Origin of the sequence: Streptomyces cinerochromogenes, assembly GCF_014648635.1 — a bacterium.
In the GTDB taxonomy this organism is placed as follows: Bacteria; Actinomycetota; Actinomycetes; order Streptomycetales; family Streptomycetaceae; genus Streptomyces; species Streptomyces cinerochromogenes.
This window is the reverse complement of sequence record NZ_BMRM01000018.1, coordinates 168,286-185,544: the sequence shown is the minus strand read 5'-3', so window position 1 is coordinate 185,544 and position 17,259 is coordinate 168,286. Positions and strand designations below refer to the sequence as shown.

Genomic DNA, 17,259 nt, shown 5'->3' with positions numbered 1-17,259 from the left:
ATGCGACGGATCGCCGACCTCTACCCGCGCGAGGCGAAGACCGACGCGAAAGAGGCTGCGGTGGTCGCGGACGCGCACGGACGATGCCGCCCACCCTGCGCTCGCTGGAGCTGACCGACGAGATCACCGCCGAGCTGACCGTCCTGGCGGGCTTCGACCAGGACCTCGCGGCCGAGGCCACCCGCGCCTCCAACCGGATACGCGGCCTGCTCACCCAGTTCCACCCCAGCCTGGAGCGCGTCCTCGGCCCGCGCCTGGACCACCCCGCCGTGACCTGGCTGCTGGAACGCTACGGCTCACCGGCCTCGCTGCGGAACGCCGGCCGCCGCAGGCTCGTCGAGGCGACCAGGCCCAAAGCCCCGCGCATGGCCGCCCGGCTCATCGACGACATCTTCGACGCATTCGACGAACAGACCGTCGTCGTGCCCGGCACCGGCACACTCGACGTCGTGATCCCGTCACTGGCCCGGTCCCTTGCCGCTGTCCACGAGCAACGACGTGCTCTGGAAGCCCAGATCACGGCCCTGCTGGAGGAGCACCCTCTTTCCAAGGTCCTGACCTCGATGCCCGGGGTCGCGGTCAGGACCGCCGCCACCTTGCTGGTCACCGTCGGCGACGGCACCAGTTTCCCCAGCGCCACCCCATCTCGCCCCCACCGAACTCGCCCCGGCCACGAAATCCTCGGGGACCTCGATCCACGGCGAATACGCACCCCGAGGCGGAAACCGGCAGCTCAAACGGGCCATGTTCTTCTCGGCCTTCGCCGCCCTGCACGACCCCGCCTCCCGCACCTACTAGACAAATGCCGGAGCCGGGGGAAGACCCACGCCCAGGCCCTCCTCCGGCTCGCCCGCCATTGCATCAGCGTCTTGTTCGCTATGCTCCGCGACGGCACCTTCTACGAATCCCGCGTCTCCCAGGCGACAGCCGCATGAACCAGCCCACAGGCAGGTCGATGCAGATCAACACCTCGTGTTGTCTGTCCATGCCGAGATATCTGCGGCACCTTGACGGACAGCTTCTTCCGGGTCCCGGGCGAGCTTCCCGCAGGCCGCTGCGACGCCTGGCACACCGCTCGGTCCCACGAGCGCGTCATGCACCCCAGTCTGCAGCCATTCAGCCTGGTTGTCGTCAGCCTCGGCAACTGCGAGAGCGATGAGCCTTATGGCGGCCACCGTCCCCACCCGGGCCAGGGCCTCTGCGGTCTGCCGGGTCACCGCCGTGTCCTCGACGTCCAGCAGCAGCCCCACCAGCGTTTCCGCAGCCTCAGGAACATCAGCGAAGGAGGCAAGGTCACGCCCGGCACGAACACGTTGCGTCCACGAAGGAGACGACGCCTCAGCCAAGGCCGCCTCCAACCCACTCGTCATCTCTGGCACGACCAGACGGTCTCATGCCCAGAGAGAAGATCGAACCCCGGGCAGAAGCTGCCCACACGCTTGACGAAAGACATAGAGGCACCCCCCGCGTTGGCGGATGGCCGCTCCCCCACATCTGAGGGGCCGAACGTCCGGCCCTGGTCTCCGCGCCCGTGCCCATGCGCGGGGCGGCAGTTCGCCCGAGAAACGCTTTTTAGGAGATATGCCGGATTTGATGAAAGTCAAAAGGAAGCCGATGGCGCGGTAAGAATGCAGGTCCATGAGTGTGCTCCCCGCGCCCGCGGGGATGGTTCCCCCGAGAGCGTCGTCGGCCCCCGGTCGGCAGCGTGTGTGCGACATCCCGTGAGTTCTCCTGAGCCCCGCAGAGTCACCACCCTCGTGGCCAGGGGATTCACCCTCTCTCTGGTAACTCTTCGCGCCCTGACGTAACTTCGGGATTCCTGAAGCGTTCTCACCGTATCTGACCGGTCGACAGTCATCGTGAAGGTGAGGGGGCTCGGGTTGGCCCTGGCTGTCGTACGGGACCTGCGCGATGTCCGGCCGCTGGCCATGGCGGAGAAGCTGGCGCAGTTCGAGACCGACGTGCTGGCGGGGTTCGTGCTGGCGCGGGCCTCGGCGAGGCTGGCGGACGGCACGATCCACGGGGACGTCGGACACCTGGAGCAGATGCGGCCCTGGTTCGGGCGGCCGCTGTGGGAGATGGATCCGCCGGACGCCGACGCGGACTTCGGGAAGGTGCTGCGGGCTTCGCCGAGCGGCACCCGGCTGGGGCGTTCTCAGGCGCTGCCCACGTACTTCCTGTTCCTGGAGCTGCGGCACAAGGTCGAGATCCACCGGATGACCGGTCGGGTGATCGAGTGCCCGATTGACGAGATGAACCGGCCGCGCGGGTCGAAGGACGCGGCGCTGCGGATTCCGCCGTCCGGGCCAGAGGTGAAGACGCTGTTCGCCGGGTGGGGCGGCGAGCTGGCGACCTGTCGGAAGTTCGCCCCGACCGCCCGGAACTACACCGCCTCCAAGCTGATGTCCCAGGTCGGGCTGCGGGTCAGCGAGGCGTGCAAGCTCGATTGACGGACATCAACTGGGACCTGGGCCGCTTCGGCAAGCTCCACGTGCGCCATGGCAAAGGAGCCCGGGGCTCGGGCCCGCGCGAGCGGATGGTCCCCCTGATCAACGGCGCCGACCGCACGCTGCGGTGGTTCATCGAGGACGTCTGGGGCCAGTTCGACGACGACCGCACCCGCCCCGGTGCCCCGCTGTTCTCCTCCGAACGCAGATGCGCCGACGGCTCCTCGAGCCGGGTCGGCGACGATGCCCTGCGCGGTGGGCTCAAGGCCGCGGCCATGGCGCATCCGCCGGGCTGGGGCGACATGCTCCTGATGGAGCCCGCGGTGGTGCTGGAGGTGGCGGTCGACGTCGCCCGGGACGCTGCGGGACGGTTCCGCCACCCGGCCCGCCCTCACCGCATCCGCACGGACATCGGCGTTGAGCAGGAACCGGTGTTCGGTGAGGACCCTGCCTCGTCATGAGCCCCACGTGGTCGAGCCCGTGACCGGGCCGACCACGGCGGGAAGCTCCTGGCGCAGGTCTAGTGGACGTCACTGCAGCGGCGCGTCGGGCCCGCGTTGCGGAGCAGACCGACCGGTGCTGTCCGGCGGCGCCGTTCCGGCGGAGGAGTTGGAGGCGCTGGTGTTGCCTTGGGGGCGAGCGGGTTCCACGGCCTTGAGCAGTTCTCGCAGTACCTTCGACCATCGCAAGCCGCCGGCGCCCGTTGTCCATGAAAACAGTCCCACCAGCACGCTGATCAGGACGCCGATCACGCCAGTGAGGCCCCACGTCACGGCGCCGACCGGGGAGTCGATGCCGGCGGCTGGAATGATCTCCCGGTCGCCGGCTGTCATCGCCCAGGTGATCAACGCAACCAGGGCGGTGCCGAGGCCGACGAGCGTGACGCTCAGCGCGCGGATCGCGCGGTGGGCGTGGACGCCCACTGTGCCCGGCGCAGATCCCAGTACCTGAGCCGCCTCCGTCTGGGTCATTCCCAGATCCCGGGTCAGCAGCAGCACCCTGCGCTGCTGCAGCGGCAGGTCGCGCATCGCCTCGTGGACCACGTGCCGCAGCTCGACCTCGGTCACGGGCTCGACGGTCAGCTCGTCCGCCAGCCGCACGTCCGCGTCGAGCGAGGCGTAGCCCATACCTTGGTGGTAACGCTTAGCCGCTCGTTTGATCTCGTTGTCCATGCATGTGTAGAGGTAAGCACGCACGTTGCTTATCGGCTCGGTGACGGCCAGCACGCATTTGAGGGCGTTCTGCACGATGTCCTCCGGGTCCGCCGACGACAGGGGTACCCCGCGGTTGCGCAGCCGGTTTGCGGCGTAGCGGCGCATCAGTGGATACCGCTGCTCAACCAGTGCTCCCAGCGCCTCGGCGTGCCGCGAGCGCGGCCTGTCCTGATCAGCCACGTCGCCCTCGCTTCCCCGCGGAGCGCCCCTTGCCCGCCGGGGCGTCCGGCGTGTTGTTCTTGGCACGCATCATCTCGGCCTTGCCCGCCGCGCGGTTGCGGAACGCGATGCTTTGCAGCACGCTGCTCAGCGCTGGCGCGAAGAGCACCAACAGCAGGACCACAAGCCCCGAACCCGTCGACTCCACCGGACCTCCTCCAGTTCGCGGCCCAGCGCCTCACGGTGAAGCACGGCCGTACGCATGCTGAGAGGCGACCCGGCGGACGATTCTTTACATGGGTGCGGAAAAACTGCGCCGTACGGCAAGGGCGCTTGGGCGGAGAGAAAGGCGGACGCAGGTCGACGCTGGGCGGATCCTCCTCGCCAGCGCGGCCGCCGGCTCTGAGGGTTCGCCGCTGGGTGGCCGGGGCCGTCGCCGTGCACTCGTACGGTTCGCGGCTGATGCGGCAGGTGAGGCAGCAGGAGTCCTGCCGGACGGTCCGGCGGAGGAGGGAAGGCCACGGCGGGCGTGGCAGACATGACCACCTCCGGGTACGAGGCGTAGCGCAACGCGGACCGGGCGGCCAACCGGCAGGGAGACGAACACAAGACCGACGCGTTCGGGGAGGGAGGGCCTGGCGGCCGTCGCCTACGCCCTGCTGGAGGTCGCCGCGGCGATCCGCGAGAACACCGAGGCCCAGCGGTAGCAGCGCGGGCGCCGGGGGCACGGCCACGTCGACGTGGCCGTGCACGCGGGTCAGCCTCCTGAGTCGGTCTGGCTGACGGGCGCGAGCGTCCGCCGGCCGGGCCGGGAGGTCACGGGGTGGGCCCCGAGAGCACCGCGGGCGCGCAGCTCGTCCAGGTCGGGCAGGCGGACGCCGGGCAGGGCGTCGATCAGATCGGCCTCGGCGGCACGGATGCGGCCTCGGGACTGGTGGGCTCGCATGTCGAGGTGTCGCGTATGCGCAGCTGACGTCGCCAGTCCTGTGACGCTGAGTGAGCCGGCAGGGGCGGTCGATCGCGGTGGGGTGATCGCGCGGTGAGTGATGCGAAGGTGTTGGCCGCGGGGGCCGTTGAGTCACATGTCCGGGCGTTCTTCGAAGGCCGCTCCGTGGAGGTCGTCGACTAAGGCCTTGGGCCGGAACGGCGAGAGGTGGCGCCCGGTCTGCGGTTCTCGTTGTGGGGCCCGGCCCCCGCGGCGACAGCTGTCGGCGTGCGACAGTCCAGAACGTGCTCAACCCCGTACAGGTGAACGTGCTCAGTTGATGATGCGCTGACCACGGGTTCTGGTCAGTCCGCAATGGACGGTCGACAGCGTCAGACGGCCGGGCACTTCTCATGCCACCTTGATGACAACCTTGCCCGCCGTGTGACCGTTCTCGACGGTGGCGAGGGCGGCCGGGGCGTCGGAGAGCGGATGGACCGCGGTGATTACGGGTGCGAGGAGTCCGTCGAGGGCCAGCCGGGCCGACCGCTCCAGGTTCTCGCGGTCGACGCGACGCTCGACGAAACGCCCACCGAGATCGGGCACAGACATATCACCCACAGCGATGACGTTGCGGGGATCCTGGGCCAGCGGAGCGACCGTCCGCAGCGAGGTGCCTCCGGCCAGGTCGACGATCCCGTCGAAGCCGTCCGGAACCAGCTCGCGTGCCGCGGCGGCGACGTCCTCGGCGGTGTAGTCGATGAACCGCACCCCGATGGCCTCGGCGTGCTCGCGTTTGGCGGTACTCCCGGTGCCGATCACACACAGCTCGCGCCCGATAGCCAGCCGGGCGACGGCGAGGCCGACCCCGCCCCCGACTCCGTTGACCAGGACCGTGGCACCGGCCGGGAGGCTGAGCTGGTCGAGCACGTCCACCGCGGTCGTCCCGGCTACTGGCAGCGTTGCCGCCACGGTCGCGGACAGACCCTCCGGGACGCGCGCGGTGTTCGGCGCGGACAGCACCGTCGTCTCGGCGTAGGTGCCGCCACCGGTGAGTGCGAAGCCGAAGACCGCGTCACCCACCTCGAGCCCGTTGACGTCCTCGCCCCGGGCGAGAACGGTTCCGGCTGCCTCCATGCCCAGCACGCGGGGAAACGGACGCCCGCCATCGAGCCCGTCGACCAGACCCGAGCGCAGAAGGTGGTCGAGGGGATTCACGCCGGCGACGTCGACCTGGATCAGCACCTCGCCGCGACCGGGGACGGGGTCGGGACGATCGAAGAACTCCTGCACCTCGGGCCCGCCATACCTGCCGAAACCCCACGCCTGCCCCATCTTCCGCCGCCTCTCGTATGACCGACCCGGTGATTCCGGGCGTAGTCGCCATCCTCACCTCTGACATTGATGTGAGGGGCAACCGGCTGAGATGCAGATCACAGCATCAGGCTGACTGCGCCACCGGTTCCGGGGCCGTGGACAGCTCCGCCCGGTGTCGGCTGTTGGCCCTGATCAGCACGTCGAGTGCATCCCGGGTCTCGATCAGGTGCGCGATGTCGGCGTCGATCCGGTCGCGCTCGCGCATCATCGCCGTGAACGTCTCCTCGGCGACGCCCAGGTCACCCGGGACGTCCACACACGGCAGCACAGTCGCGATCACCCTGCTGGACATACCCGCGTCGAACAGCTGCCGGATGAGTGACACGCGCTGGACCGCAGCATCGGAATAGTGACGCTGCCCTGCGTCGGAGCGTGAGCTGGTCAACAGGCCCTGCTCTTCGTAGTACCGCAGTGAGCGGGGACTCACGCCCGTGCGCTTGGACAACTCGCCTATCCGCATCCCTGAGAGCCTACGCCCGCGTGCTCCAGGTTCAGACCGCCGTCGAGTCATGGACGCTCGCGGACACCCCCACAGCCGCAGGGTTGTCCTCCCGAGTCCACGGCTGAGCACGTTCGCCTGTACACGCCTGAGCACTTTTCTCGGTACGCCGACACCCCTGGCCCTGTGCAGGTCTCACCCCGTCACAGCTGGCGGCCGGCGACATCCCCGGCGGGGTTCGGCCACCGCAATCGCCGTCGTGATCCGCTTACCCACCGGTTCGCGGTGGATAGCGAAGCTCTGGCCGACCGGCAGGTGACCGGCTACGGCGTCGGCGGTCTGATCCCGGACGTGCCCGCCAAGTGCCTGCCCGCCCTGATCGAGTGGGCGCCGGCCGAGGTGCAGCTCGGGGCGGAGAAGCTGCACGGTTCGTGCAAGGACGCCGATGCGTTGCCAGTACTCACCGAGGCCGCGTGCGAGCGCTACGGCATGCCCGCCTCGCTGTCGGCGTCCGAACGGCTCGCCGGGCGGCGCCGGCTCGCCAAGCGAGGGCTGGCTCCGTGGGCGCGGATCTACCGCCCCATCCAGGGCAACGGCGGCGGTGCGTGCAGCTGTGCATCCCTTCCTGGCGCGCCCTGGACGGCCGCGCGAGGGGTCATGCCGCGCAACTGGAGCCGACGGAGCTGGCCCGGGTGCTGGGCGTGTACGCGCAGCGGGTTGTGACGCCGCTGTATTCCACCGCGGTGACGGGACTGCACCTGATGACCGCGCTCAACCCGCCCACCCGCGCCAGCCAGCCGGACGCCGACGGCCGGCGGCACCGCGAGCACCGGCCCGGGTCGCTGGGCACCGAGCCGGTGGACCCGGCGCCGTGCGAGGCGAGTGACGGCCACCCCGTCCTGGCCCACCTGCCCCGCTTCCACATGCGCGGCCCCGAGGAGAGGCTGTTGTGCATGAAGCGCTGCCTGGTCGGCCTCGAGGGTCTGCCTGCCGCCGGCGTGCTGCGGCTGCGGACGTGCCGCCACTCCCCCGCCCGGCTGGACGGCGGCAGTGGACGGGCCGATGCGGAGCGGAGGCCGTCGCCTGGGTAGCAGCGAAGGGAGCCCGTGAGGCCGCGCGGCATGACGCCGGAGTCGACATCGGTACTCCTGACAGTCTTGTTGTACCTACGCGGCTCCCAGCCTGGATGTTACGCAAGGAGAGCCCACCGAGCCCTTGGTGAGGCATACCAGCAGTTTGACCGCCGTGCCTTCCCGGAGGTTACGCGTCCTGGTGGCGCAGTCGCCTTTCCCTCCCACATGGACTGGCGGCGCGAGCTCGTAGCCCTCCGAGTCGACAAGCCACGCGCTGACGCCAAAACCGTCAGCGTCTCCATCGCAGACGCTCACTAAGTCACCGTTTGACTCGAACTTTCCCGCACCGTTGTAACCGAGAGGCGGACGAGCGGGCAGGTTCACCTCGATCCATCCGATATCAGTGCCTGCGTAGGCCGGGGTGGCGCCGGCCGCGACTCCGATCAACGCGGCCGCTGCGATCGCGGTGGAGACTCGCCTGGCAATACGCATGTCTTCCTTCCCTGCATAAAGGCTGCTCCGCCTCGTCAGGCGGAGCAGCAAGATCGGGCAACGCATCACCAGAATGGCGAAAGAGCCACAGCAGCGTCGTCAGCAAACAGTCGCCAGTTGCTAGCAGCCAGTCCACTCACGGCCCAGGGGGCCGCCTCGTGCCGGTAGCCCCTGGGAGAGACGCCGTAAGCGCGCCGGAAGACGCGGGTGAAGTCGGCGGCGCGGCGAAATCCCGAGTGGGTGGCGATGGCGTGCATGGGAATGGGTGCCCCTCGCTGACGGTGCGCACGGCGCCGTGCCCTCGACCTGGCGGTAAGAGGAAGCGGCAGCCGAGCCCACGAGAGAGGCCCATCGTCATGGGCCGGGGGCTGAAGGTAGGCAGTGAGTCTTTGCCAACCTCATGTTGAGGCCACGCAGTGATCAGCTGCGGTGTTCGGCGCTGCCGTCGGTGATCGTTCGGAACAGCTCGCGAGCCTGCTCGCAGAACTGCTCGACCTCCGTGGTGTCCGGCTCGTCACCGTCGGCCAGCATTCGGGCCTGGAGTTGCTCGGAGCGCAACCCGCCGTAGCGGGCCCGCACCTCGGCGGTCACCGGCTGGACCGCGATGTGCAGGTGCTTGCGTGCGTCGCGGCCGTGTGACCACATGCAGACGTAGGTCTGCTCGGGCCGGCACAGCGTCTCCACGACACGAGCGGTATCGCGCAGCAAGGGGCCGAGTTCCGCCGCTGCCGTGTCGTCGAGTTCAGCGATGGCCACGACGTGCTCCCGTGGACCGACGATCAGGGTGCCGAGATTCATCGGACCGACGACGTGGTTCACCACCCAAGCAGCGGTCTCGTGCAGGACGCCCCCGGGCAACTCCCGGCGCCCGGTCAGAAGGTCACACCCGAGACACCCCGTCACATCCACGCGCACCAGCCTATACGCAGCCCGCAGCGATGATGTCGAAGCCCAACTTCGTTGACCTAGCTCTGTTCACGAGAACCGACAGCACCTGTACACGAGTTTGGGAGGCGTCGGCGGCGCGTCGTGTTCGATGTTCATGAGAAACGACAGCGCCCCCAGTACGCCCCGCTGTCGCAGGACCTCACCTCGGGAAGCCGCAATGAGATCCCAAGTAGCTCTGTTCCGGCTCCGCGGCACCCGGAGCCCTATTCACGAGGGTTCACCAGCCCTTTTTGGTGGCGAGGACCTTCCAGTCCTTCAGGTGGGCGATCGCGCGTTCGACGGCGGCGCAGAGCGTATTGATCGACTGGTTGGCGATCTTGTCTCCCGCAGTCCGTTCCCGGCCGGGCAGCTTGCGCCGCCCCGTGCGGATCCCGGTGCCGACGTAGCCGAGATCGCCGAGCTTGTCGCGGTCGGCGAATGCACCCGGGAAGTGGGACTGCCGCCAGGCGAAGGTGTCGTGCCGGCTGCCGGGCACCGGAGCGGAGACGGCGAGCAGATCCCCGACCAGGGTGGCGGCGACCTGCAGGTTGAGGCCGGTGTCACGGTGCTTGCCGGAGAACATCGAGGTGCCCTCGCTCGCCCGGTCCCAGGTCGGCACGAGGGTCCCGTCGATCAGCACGATCCGCCCGGCCGAGGCCTCGGCCGGGTCGGGAACATGCCTGTTCAGGACCTTCTCCACCACCGTCAGCAGCATGCTCCAGCGGCGCGAGACCCTGGCCTGGGAGATCCCGAACAGTTCGGCTGCCGCCTCCTGGACGGGGTTCTGCCGCAGCAGGAACAGCACCAGAACCACCGACTTGTACGGGCCCAGCACCCACATCCGCTCCGGGGACGGGCCGTCAGGAACGGCCCGCAGCTCGGCATGGACGCTGGCTACCAGCCCGTCCGGTTGATCCGTGCCCAGCCCTGTCGTAACGTTTCAGCTCAACGTCCCTGCCTCGATGGAAAACTGACGTCGTCGCAAACGCCACGCTACCGAGCAGGGCCTCCTTCGTGATCAAGGGCAGCCAGCCCGAAACCCCCGTGAATAGGCCTCCCGGCCCACGGAGCCCTGTGCAAGAAACCGTTTGGCGGACTACGAAGATCACTGCTAAGTTTCCGGAGGCCGTGCGAGAGAACGAGGAGGTGGTACCCGTGAACGCAGTATCGACATGGGTGCTCCCCTCCGGGGTCACGGTCGGGCGATAGGTCGTCCGGGAGCGCCGTTTCAGAGCACTCCCGAAAGGCACGACCATGCACGTCACTTCTGAGCAGCGCTTCGCCAACGGCGTCCTCGAACGCGAATTCACCCTCGGCGAGATCCCCGGATTCCTGTGGACGCCCGAGTCCGCGTCCGCATCCGCACCGGCGCCGCTGATCGTGATCAGCCCGCCGCCGCTCGGGCTGAGCAAGATGTACCCCCGGCTGGCCGGGCGGGCCCGGCACTACGCGGCGGAGTACGGCTTCGCCGTGGCCACCATCGAGCTCCCCGGGAGCGGTGACCGGCCCCGTCTGGCCGTCCTCGACCACGCCCGCGCCGACCTGCGCCGGATGGTCGAGGCCGGCGAGCCGGTCGGCGGCGAGACCGTCGACGCCCTCATCCTCCCGCTGGTCGAGAAGGCCGTCCCTGAATGGCGGGCCACCCTGGACGCCCTCCTTGCGCTGCCCGAGATCGGCGGCCCGGTCGGGTACGAGGGGGGCATCATCTCCATCGGCGTCCGGCTGGCGGCGGTCGAGCCGCGCATCGCGGCCGCCAGTCTCTTCGCCGGGAGCTTCGTGCCCGCCGCCATGTTCGAGGAAGCACGCGCGGTCACCGTTCCGCTGCAGGTCCTGCTGCAGTGGGACGACGAGGGGAACGACCGACAAGCGGCCCTGGACCTGTTCGACGCCTTCGGCTCCAGGGAGAAGACTCTGCACGCCAACATGGGCGGGCACACCGGTGTCCCGAAGTTCGAGCTCGACGCCAGCGCCCGGTTTTTCGCCCGGCACCTGAATTGAGGCCGGGCCGTCAGGCCACCAGCAGACAATAAGCGGTGTCTGCCAGGACTGCCCGTCAAGGGCAGTCCTGGCGCTCCTCTGCTGTTTGCCGTGGGCCCCTGCCAACCCGGCAGGGGCCCACGGTGCCCGACGCCGTGAACTGTTCGATTTCTGCACAGCTTCGAGTGCCGCCCAAACTCGTTGACAACTGCTGTCGGTTCTCGTGAACAAAGCCATTGACCCATTGGCCGGTTGACCTGCGCACGCAATGAAGCTCCTGGTAGACGGGTTCACGACCAAGATCACCCGTGCCGCCAGGAGCTTCATGTGCTTGTTCACCCGTCTGCCCTCGACCTGTCCACCCGGCACCTGCGGTTCCTGACCGACCGGTTGGCCGCGCATCGGGAGGCGCGCGGGACTCGGTGGCGGCGGCTGTCCGCCGGCCGCCAGGCGCTGCTGGTGCTGGCACATCTGCGCCTGGGGCACACCTACGCGCAGCTCGCGGCCGGGTTCGAGGTGGGTGTGAGCACGGTGTACCGGTACATCACGGAAGCGGTCGGACTGCTCGCGGTGCGGGCGCCCGACCTCGCCACGGCGGTGGCGGCCGCCCCGAGGAAGGCGTTCGTGATCCTGGACGGGACGCTGCTGCCGATCGACCGGATCGCCACTGACCGGCCCTTCTACTCCGGCAAACACGAGAGACACGGCATGAACGTGCAGATCATCGCTGATCCACACGGGAAGCTGCTGTGGGCCTCGTCCGCCCTACCCGGCGCCGTGCACGACATCAGGGCCGCCCGAACCCACGGCATCATCGACGCCCTCACTGAGGCGGGCGTGACCTGCTGGGCAGACAAGGGCTACCAAGGCGCGGGCGGCACCGTACGGGTGCCCTTCCGCGGCCGGTGGGACCGGCTCTCGACAGGTCAACGCGCGGTCAACGCCGCACACGCCCGCAACCGGGCCCTCGGGGAGCAGGCCATGACGACCTTGAAGACCTGGCGCCTGCTGCGGAAACTTCGGTGCAGCACCACTCGAATCACCAGCCACGTCCGAGCCGTCCTCACCCTCCACCTGACCTGCCCAATCTGAGGTTGGCAGAGGCTCAGTCTCGTTTGGATCACCTGGCTGACCAGAGGAAGTTGCTCGCAACGTGGAGTCCGGCCAGGTAGACGGCTGCTGTCTTCTCATAGCGGGTGGCGATGCCTCGCCTGATGCAGCGGTCGACCGTGTTGTGGGCATGGGGGCGTGATCGCGCATTATGCGGTCGCAACGCCCAGGAAGCGCAGCACCGCCAGGACGCGGCGGTGGTCGGCGTCGGCCCTGGGCAGGTCGAGCTTGGTGAAGATGCTGTTGATGTGCTTGGCGACCGCGCTCTCGCTCACGACCAGCTCGGCGGCGACGCCGGAGTTGGACCGGCCGCCCGCCATCAGCTCCAGCACCTCCCGCTCGCGCGGTGTCAGCCGGTCGAGCGGATCGCTGTGCCGGCGCACCAGCAGCTGCGCGACGACCTGCGGGTCGAGCGCGGTACCGCCGGCTGCCACCCGGCGTACCGCCTCGGCGAACTCCTCGACATCAGCGACCCGTTGCTTGAGCAGATAGCCGACACCCGAGGTGTTGGCGGCGAGCAGATCGGCTGCGTACCGCTCCTCCACGTACTGCGACAGCAGGAGCACGGCGGTACTCGGGTACTGGCGGCGGATCACCAGCGCGGCGCGCACTCCCTCGTCGGTGAAGCCGGGCGGCATGCGCACGTCGACCACGGCGATGTCGGGCCGGTGCTCCTCGACGGCCGCCAGCAGCCCTTCCGCGTCGGCGACCTGCGCGCACATCTCGAAGCCGGCCGCCTCCAGTACCTTGACCACGCCGATGCGCAGCAAAAGGGAATCCTCGGCGATCACGGCGCGCACGGCAGCTCCACGGTGATGACGGTCGGGCCCCCGGCGGGGCTGCGGCAGGAGAACGTGCCGTCGACGGACGCGACGCGCTTGGCGAGCCCGGCGAGCCCGGTGCCACCACCGGCCGCCGCGAGATCCGCGCCGCCCGCGCCGTCGTCCGCGACGACCACCAGCAGTGTCTCCCCGATCCGCTCCACGGTCACGTCCACCCGGGTCGCCTGGGCGTGTTTGACCACGTTCGTCAGGGCTTCGGAGACCACGAAGTACGCGACGGCCTCGACCGTGGGCGAGGGGCGCCGCGGCAGGTCCACCGCCACGCGCACCGGGATCGGGAGGCGGGCGGCGACCCCGGACAGCGCGGCGTCGAGGCCGCGGTCCTCAAGGACGGCCGGATGCAGGCCTCGCACCAGGTCGTTCAGCTCGGCGATCGCCTCCTTGGCCTCGCGGTGCGCCTCGTCGATCACCTTGCGGGCATCCGCCGGCAGGTCGCCGAGGGTGGACCTGGCCAGGCCCAGGTTGACGGCGAGTGCGACGAGGCGCTGTTGCGCGCCGTCGTGCAGGTCGCGCTCGATCCGCCGCCGCTCGGCGTCGGCGGCGTCGAGCACGCCGGCCCGGCTCTCGGCGAGGTCGGCGACCCGGCGGGCCAACTTCTCCGTGCGGCTGGGACCGAGCAGGACCTCGGCCGCCCGGGTCTCCAGCCGCACCAGAGCGCCGGTCAGCCGGGGCCCGAGGAACAGCAGGGCGAGGCCGCCGGCGGTGATGTACGCGGCCTGCGTGGTGTACCCGAGGTCGGTGACCCGCCACTGCGGGGGCAGCGCCCAGATCCACACGTAGATGGAAGCGGCCACGAGAGCGGCGGCCCAGACGGCGAGGACGGCGAGGTCCAGGACGGCCAGCAGCGGACCCGCCACGGCGTGGTAGCAGACCTGCCGCCACAAGGCCCGGCCGGTCAGCCGGCGCACCGCCGACTTCCAGTTGCGTCCCGGCCCGGGTACGGCGGGACGCGGGAGGTCCTTGCCGACGAGCGCCCGGTAGCGCCGCCGCTGCCCCACGGTCAGCAGGGGTGTCACCATGAGCGTGAGCAGCACGGGCAGCGGAGTCACGGCCACCGCGACGGGCGCGCGCACCAACGCCGCCATCGCGCCGAGCAGCCAGAGCCACAGGGGCACCACGGCGAGGTGGAGCGGCAGGCCTGCGGCGACGAGCGCGGTCCGGTGTCCCGCCCTGCGGAACGATCGGCCCGGCACCAGTCGCAGCCACGTGGTGAGTTGCATGCGTCGAACGGTAAAGCCGCAGGCCATCCCCGTGCCATGAAGCTCTCGCCCGGTTCGGGGGTGCACTTATCTCCACCCCGGGTCGGAACCCTGCGTGACTGACGGCGCCCTGGTGTGCGGCGGAGGGTGGAGCACGTGAAGGGGAGAGCCGGCGGAGAGCGGGGGAAGACGATGCGTCAACTGGTGTTGTACGACGAGGAAATGGCCGGTACCGAGGGCTTCGACCGCGCCGAGGCCATCCCGCTCCACGAAGAGGCGGAGGAGCCGCGCCCGGCGCGGGGCATGCGGCGGGCCGGGGGGCTGCTGGTCGCCTGCGGGCTCGCCCTGATGCCGTGGCTGTACGTGCTGGCCACCGGCCTGCCGGCCACCGCGACGGCGGCGCACTGGCCGGCCGCCTGGGTCGGGCTCGACGCGCTGGAGGCGCTCGGCCTGATCTCCACCGGCCTCCTCGCCGCCCGCGGCGACCGGCGGCACGCCCTGGCAGCCGCCGCGACCGCGGCGCTGCTTGTGGTGGACGCCTGGTTCGACACCACGACCGCGGCCCCGGGCGGCGACTTCGCCGCCGCGGTCGCCATGGCGCTCGGCGCCGAGCTGCCGCTCGCAGCGCTGTGCGGCCGGCTGGCGCTGCGGGCGCTGAGACGGCTCGCGTGACGCCGACCGCCCAGCCACATGTCACGGACCGAATCGATCCACCGGAAAACACCATGCACCGCATCACCACCGCCCCGTCGCCCCGATCCCGGCCCGGACCCGCTGGGCGGTCGCCGCGGGCGTCGGCGCCGCGTTGGCCGCCGCCTGGTGGCTGGGCGCACGGCGCCCTGTCCGTGCGCCCAACGCGGCTTGCTCGACGTGCCGTTGCCGTTCCTGACCGTCGGCCGGCTGGACGCCGTACTGCGGCCGCTATCGAGGGAGCGGATCCTGGAGATCGGCCCGGGACGGGCCTGCAGTCGCTGCACGTCGCCCCGCAGCTCGGGCCGGAGGGACGGCTCGATGTGCTCGACATCCAGCAGGAGATGCTCGACCACGTGATGTGCAGCCGCGCCGAGCGCGACGGCCTGGCGACAATCAGGCCCACCCGCTCGGACGCGCCCTACGCCCATGGGACATTCGACGCCGTATACGCCGTGACCGCGCTCGGCGAGATCCCCGACCCGGATCGGGTACTGCGCAAGGCGGCACGGGTGGGCACCAGGGGGCGGCTGGTGATCGGCGAGTACTTCGACCGGCACTGGATCCCCTTCGGCCGGCTGCACCGGCTCGCCGACGCCACCGGCCTCTACCTGACGGAGCGCCGCGGCCCAAGCCCCGCATGCCTCGCCCGCTTCCGACCCCGCAGAGCCGACGCGCCAGGCCACCAGAGCGAGCGCCTCGCCCACAGCGGCCGGGACACCAACGACGGGGAAGCGTGAGCACCGCACGCAGGGACCGCGATCACCGAGCTGAACAATCTGGCGCGCGGTAGGCCGCTCCGGGAGGCGAGGGGGCTCCGCCCCCACCGCGGCCAGCCACGAAAACTGCGGCGCCCCCGCAAGGTGAGAGGGGAGTCCTGCGGCTTCTGCTGCGTGAGTCCGCGACAAGATCGCGAACCCGGACCGAGGTGTCAGGAGTGATCGAACAGATTGACTACGCTCTGCGGTGCTTCCTGGCCGAAGAAGATCTCCAGGTTTTGCGCCGAGCGGCTGGCGGCGTCGCCACTACGCGGGAACAGCCGCTCTTCGTAGGCGGTGAGCGCGACCTCGATGTCGGAGTGCTCAACCAGCTTGCTCGCCAGGTCCGCGCCGTCGTACATGGCGAGGTTCGCGCCCTCGCCGGCGAAGGGCGACATCAGATGCGCGGCGTCGCCGACGAGCGTCACGCCGGGCACCCTGTCCCAGGTGAGCCCGACGGGCAGGGCGTAGATGGGTCGGAGCCACGGTTTCACGTCGCTCTGTGTCAGGATGGCGGTGAGCAACGGCGACCAGCCATCGAATTCGTCGGCAAGTTGGCGGAGGCCCGCGGACGGGTCACCGAAGTCGATCGACCTCATCCATTCCTCGGGCTTGTTCAGCGCCACGTACCCGCGCACGTGCCCGTCGGCATAGCGATGCGCGATGATGCCTTTGTCCGGCGCGACCGCCATCAGCGTGCCGCTGCCGATCGCGGCCACGCTCGCCTGACAGTCCTGGACGCCCGAGGCGAGGGCGATCTCGATGAAGCAGGTTCCGCTGTAGACGGGCTTGGCGGGGGTGAGCAGCGGACGCACCCTCGACCAGGCACCGTCCGCGCCGATGAGGATGTCGGCGCGCGTGGCGGAACCTTCCGCGAAGGTGAGGACGTAGCCGCCCTCCGGAAGATGCCGGACCGAGGTGACCTTGTGATCCCACCTGATCGTCCCGGGCGTCAACGAGTCGACGAGCAGGCGCCTGAGTTCGCCACGATCCACCTCAGGACGGGCCGAACCGGGGTCCGCAGGCATGTCGAACAGGATCGTGCCGTGGCGGTCGACCACACGCTTGGCGTCCTCGCCCGGGCGGACCAGAGTGCGGAACTCTTCGTACAGGCCAGCTGCGCGCAGCGCGACTTGTCCGGTTACTTCGTGGATGTCAAGCAGGCCGCCCTGCGCACGGGTCGTCGCCGAAGCCTCACCCTCGTAGATCGTCGCGGCGACGCCGTGAGTCTGAAGCACCCGCGCGAGCGTCAGCCCGCCCAGTCCCGCTCCGACAATGGCGATGGTCTTCTGCATGCTGCGCTCCTCTGTGCGCCGACACGCGCCGGCGGTGGTCAGCGCCAAAAGCGGACGGGATGCCCGATCTCGGCAAGGAGACGCTCACCGATCAGAACCATCTGCATCGATGTACGAGCGATGTCCGGCGGGTGGACCGCTGAACATCGTTTTTCGCGACCTCGTGACTATAACTCAGCATCCGCCTCGCGGTGACCGGGACCGCTCACGCTGCGACGCACCGCGCCAGCCACGTTCATCCAGCGACCGAAGACTCGCCCCTCTCCCCTCCTCCGAGTGAGCACGTTCACTGACCGGGGCAGGTAGCGGAGGCGAGGCAGGCTTGGCAGGTGGGC

The 17,259-nt window shown here is 69.8% G+C and carries 18 protein-coding genes and 2 pseudogenes; 9 read left to right on the top strand and 11 right to left on the bottom strand.

The window, feature by feature from the left end; translation table 11 throughout:
- Positions 1–935 (top strand): annotated as a pseudogene (locus tag IEZ20_RS30570) (IS110 family RNA-guided transposase); the annotation flags it as partial.
- Between the two features lie 27 nt (positions 936–962).
- Here the strand turns inward: IEZ20_RS30570 and IEZ20_RS30565 are convergent.
- Positions 963–1,370: a HEAT repeat domain-containing protein gene (locus tag IEZ20_RS30565; RefSeq protein ID WP_189304678.1), complete on the bottom strand. Its 408-nt coding sequence runs from the start codon at positions 1,368–1,370 to the stop codon at positions 963–965.
- 510 nt (positions 1,371–1,880) lie between these two features.
- Here IEZ20_RS30565 and IEZ20_RS30560 point away from each other — a divergent pair.
- Positions 1,881–2,450 (top strand): hypothetical protein, encoded by a 570-nt coding sequence (locus IEZ20_RS30560; protein ID WP_229896339.1) that lies wholly within the window; start codon positions 1,881–1,883, stop codon positions 2,448–2,450.
- Positions 2,447–2,908, top strand: a complete 462-nt coding sequence (locus IEZ20_RS40010; protein WP_229896338.1) for a hypothetical protein — start codon at positions 2,447–2,449, stop codon at positions 2,906–2,908. The genes IEZ20_RS30560 and IEZ20_RS40010 overlap by 4 nt, the downstream gene beginning before the upstream one ends.
- A gap of 69 nt (positions 2,909–2,977) precedes the next feature.
- Here IEZ20_RS40010 and IEZ20_RS30555 read toward each other — a convergent pair whose 3' ends face one another.
- The 5 genes from IEZ20_RS30555 to IEZ20_RS30535 form a co-directional block, all read right to left on the bottom strand.
- Positions 2,978–3,841: a sigma-70 family RNA polymerase sigma factor gene (locus IEZ20_RS30555; RefSeq protein WP_189304630.1), complete on the bottom strand. Its 864-nt coding sequence runs from the start codon at positions 3,839–3,841 to the stop codon at positions 2,978–2,980.
- On the bottom strand, positions 3,834–4,028 hold the full coding sequence (locus tag IEZ20_RS30550) for a hypothetical protein (RefSeq protein WP_189304628.1): 195 nt from the start codon (positions 4,026–4,028) through the stop codon (positions 3,834–3,836). The genes IEZ20_RS30555 and IEZ20_RS30550 overlap by 8 nt, the downstream gene beginning before the upstream one ends.
- 549 nt (positions 4,029–4,577) lie before the next feature.
- Positions 4,578–4,766 (bottom strand): hypothetical protein, encoded by a 189-nt coding sequence (locus IEZ20_RS30545; RefSeq protein ID WP_189304626.1) that lies wholly within the window; start codon positions 4,764–4,766, stop codon positions 4,578–4,580.
- Positions 4,767–5,156: 390 nt separating this feature from the next.
- Entirely contained in the window at positions 5,157–6,080 is a 924-nt protein-coding gene (locus IEZ20_RS30540; RefSeq protein ID WP_189304624.1) for an NADP-dependent oxidoreductase, read from the bottom strand.
- A 106-nt stretch (positions 6,081–6,186) separates the two neighbouring features.
- Positions 6,187–6,582 (bottom strand): MerR family transcriptional regulator, encoded by a 396-nt coding sequence (locus tag IEZ20_RS30535; protein WP_189304622.1) that lies wholly within the window; start codon positions 6,580–6,582, stop codon positions 6,187–6,189.
- 165 nt (positions 6,583–6,747) lie between these two features.
- Here IEZ20_RS30535 and IEZ20_RS30530 point away from each other — a divergent pair.
- Together IEZ20_RS30530 and IEZ20_RS40810 are read left to right on the top strand one after the other, a co-directional pair.
- A pseudogene (locus tag IEZ20_RS30530) lies at positions 6,748–7,232 on the top strand (DUF8841 domain-containing protein); the annotation flags it as partial.
- Between the two features lie 72 nt (positions 7,233–7,304).
- On the top strand, positions 7,305–7,652 hold the full coding sequence (locus IEZ20_RS40810; protein ID WP_373303991.1) for a hypothetical protein: 348 nt from the start codon (positions 7,305–7,307) through the stop codon (positions 7,650–7,652).
- Positions 7,653–8,546: 894 nt separating this feature from the next.
- On the opposite strand, the gene IEZ20_RS30525 is transcribed toward IEZ20_RS40810, so the two are convergent.
- Together IEZ20_RS30525 and IEZ20_RS30520 are read right to left on the bottom strand one after the other, a co-directional pair.
- Positions 8,547–8,924, bottom strand: coding sequence for an HIT family protein (locus IEZ20_RS30525; protein ID WP_229896337.1), 378 nt, complete (start codon positions 8,922–8,924; stop codon positions 8,547–8,549).
- Between the two features lie 367 nt (positions 8,925–9,291).
- Positions 9,292–9,894 carry a transposase family protein gene (locus IEZ20_RS30520; RefSeq protein WP_189304620.1) on the bottom strand — a complete coding sequence of 201 codons (603 nt, stop codon included), beginning with the start codon at positions 9,892–9,894 and terminating at the stop codon, positions 9,292–9,294.
- Between the two features lie 413 nt (positions 9,895–10,307).
- On the opposite strand from IEZ20_RS30520, the gene IEZ20_RS30515 reads away from it, so the two are divergent.
- Both IEZ20_RS30515 and IEZ20_RS30510 read left to right on the top strand, forming a co-directional pair.
- Complete coding sequence (locus tag IEZ20_RS30515; RefSeq protein WP_189304618.1) at positions 10,308–11,051, top strand: dienelactone hydrolase family protein; 744 nt, start codon at positions 10,308–10,310, stop codon at positions 11,049–11,051.
- A gap of 306 nt (positions 11,052–11,357) precedes the next feature.
- Entirely contained in the window at positions 11,358–12,122 is a 765-nt protein-coding gene (locus tag IEZ20_RS30510; RefSeq protein ID WP_189304617.1) for a transposase family protein, read from the top strand.
- A gap of 167 nt (positions 12,123–12,289) precedes the next feature.
- Here IEZ20_RS30510 and IEZ20_RS30505 read toward each other — a convergent pair whose 3' ends face one another.
- Both IEZ20_RS30505 and IEZ20_RS30500 read right to left on the bottom strand, forming a co-directional pair.
- Positions 12,290–12,940, bottom strand: a complete 651-nt coding sequence (locus IEZ20_RS30505; RefSeq protein WP_189304615.1) for a response regulator transcription factor — start codon at positions 12,938–12,940, stop codon at positions 12,290–12,292.
- Positions 12,928–14,202: a sensor histidine kinase gene (locus IEZ20_RS30500; RefSeq protein WP_189304613.1), complete on the bottom strand. Its 1,275-nt coding sequence runs from the start codon at positions 14,200–14,202 to the stop codon at positions 12,928–12,930. The genes IEZ20_RS30505 and IEZ20_RS30500 overlap by 13 nt, the downstream gene beginning before the upstream one ends.
- A 135-nt stretch (positions 14,203–14,337) precedes the next feature.
- Here IEZ20_RS30500 and IEZ20_RS30495 point away from each other — a divergent pair, with 135 nt between their 5' ends.
- On the top strand, positions 14,338–14,853 hold the full coding sequence (locus IEZ20_RS30495) for a hypothetical protein (RefSeq protein WP_189304611.1): 516 nt from the start codon (positions 14,338–14,340) through the stop codon (positions 14,851–14,853).
- A gap of 341 nt (positions 14,854–15,194) precedes the next feature.
- Positions 15,195–15,611: a class I SAM-dependent methyltransferase gene (locus IEZ20_RS40005; protein WP_229896336.1), complete on the top strand. Its 417-nt coding sequence runs from the start codon at positions 15,195–15,197 to the stop codon at positions 15,609–15,611.
- A gap of 191 nt (positions 15,612–15,802) precedes the next feature.
- Here IEZ20_RS40005 and IEZ20_RS30485 read toward each other — a convergent pair whose 3' ends face one another.
- The gene (locus tag IEZ20_RS30485) at positions 15,803–16,924 is read right to left on the bottom strand and encodes an FAD-dependent oxidoreductase (RefSeq protein ID WP_189304608.1); all 1,122 of its coding nucleotides are present in this window, start codon (positions 16,922–16,924) and stop codon (positions 15,803–15,805) included.
- Positions 16,925–17,259: the final 335 nt, after the last annotated feature.

Coding starts and splice junctions, on each gene's coding strand:
- IEZ20_RS30565 (WP_189304678.1), bottom strand. CDS start 1,370: ATGACGAGTGGGTTGGAGGCGGCCTTGGCTGAGGCGTCGTCTCCTTCG.
- IEZ20_RS30545 (WP_189304626.1), bottom strand. CDS start 4,766: ATGCGAGCCCACCAGTCCCGAGGCCGCATCCGTGCCGCCGAGGCCGAT.
- IEZ20_RS30540 (WP_189304624.1), bottom strand. CDS start 6,080: ATGGGGCAGGCGTGGGGTTTCGGCAGGTATGGCGGGCCCGAGGTGCAG.
- IEZ20_RS30535 (WP_189304622.1), bottom strand. CDS start 6,582: ATGCGGATAGGCGAGTTGTCCAAGCGCACGGGCGTGAGTCCCCGCTCA.
- IEZ20_RS30525 (WP_229896337.1), bottom strand. CDS start 8,924: ATGAATCTCGGCACCCTGATCGTCGGTCCACGGGAGCACGTCGTGGCC.
- IEZ20_RS30520 (WP_189304620.1), bottom strand. CDS start 9,894: ATGTGGGTGCTGGGCCCGTACAAGTCGGTGGTTCTGGTGCTGTTCCTG.
- IEZ20_RS30515 (WP_189304618.1), top strand. CDS start 10,308: ATGCACGTCACTTCTGAGCAGCGCTTCGCCAACGGCGTCCTCGAACGC.
- IEZ20_RS30500 (WP_189304613.1), bottom strand. CDS start 14,202: ATGCAACTCACCACGTGGCTGCGACTGGTGCCGGGCCGATCGTTCCGC.
- IEZ20_RS30485 (WP_189304608.1), bottom strand. CDS start 16,924: ATGCAGAAGACCATCGCCATTGTCGGAGCGGGACTGGGCGGGCTGACG.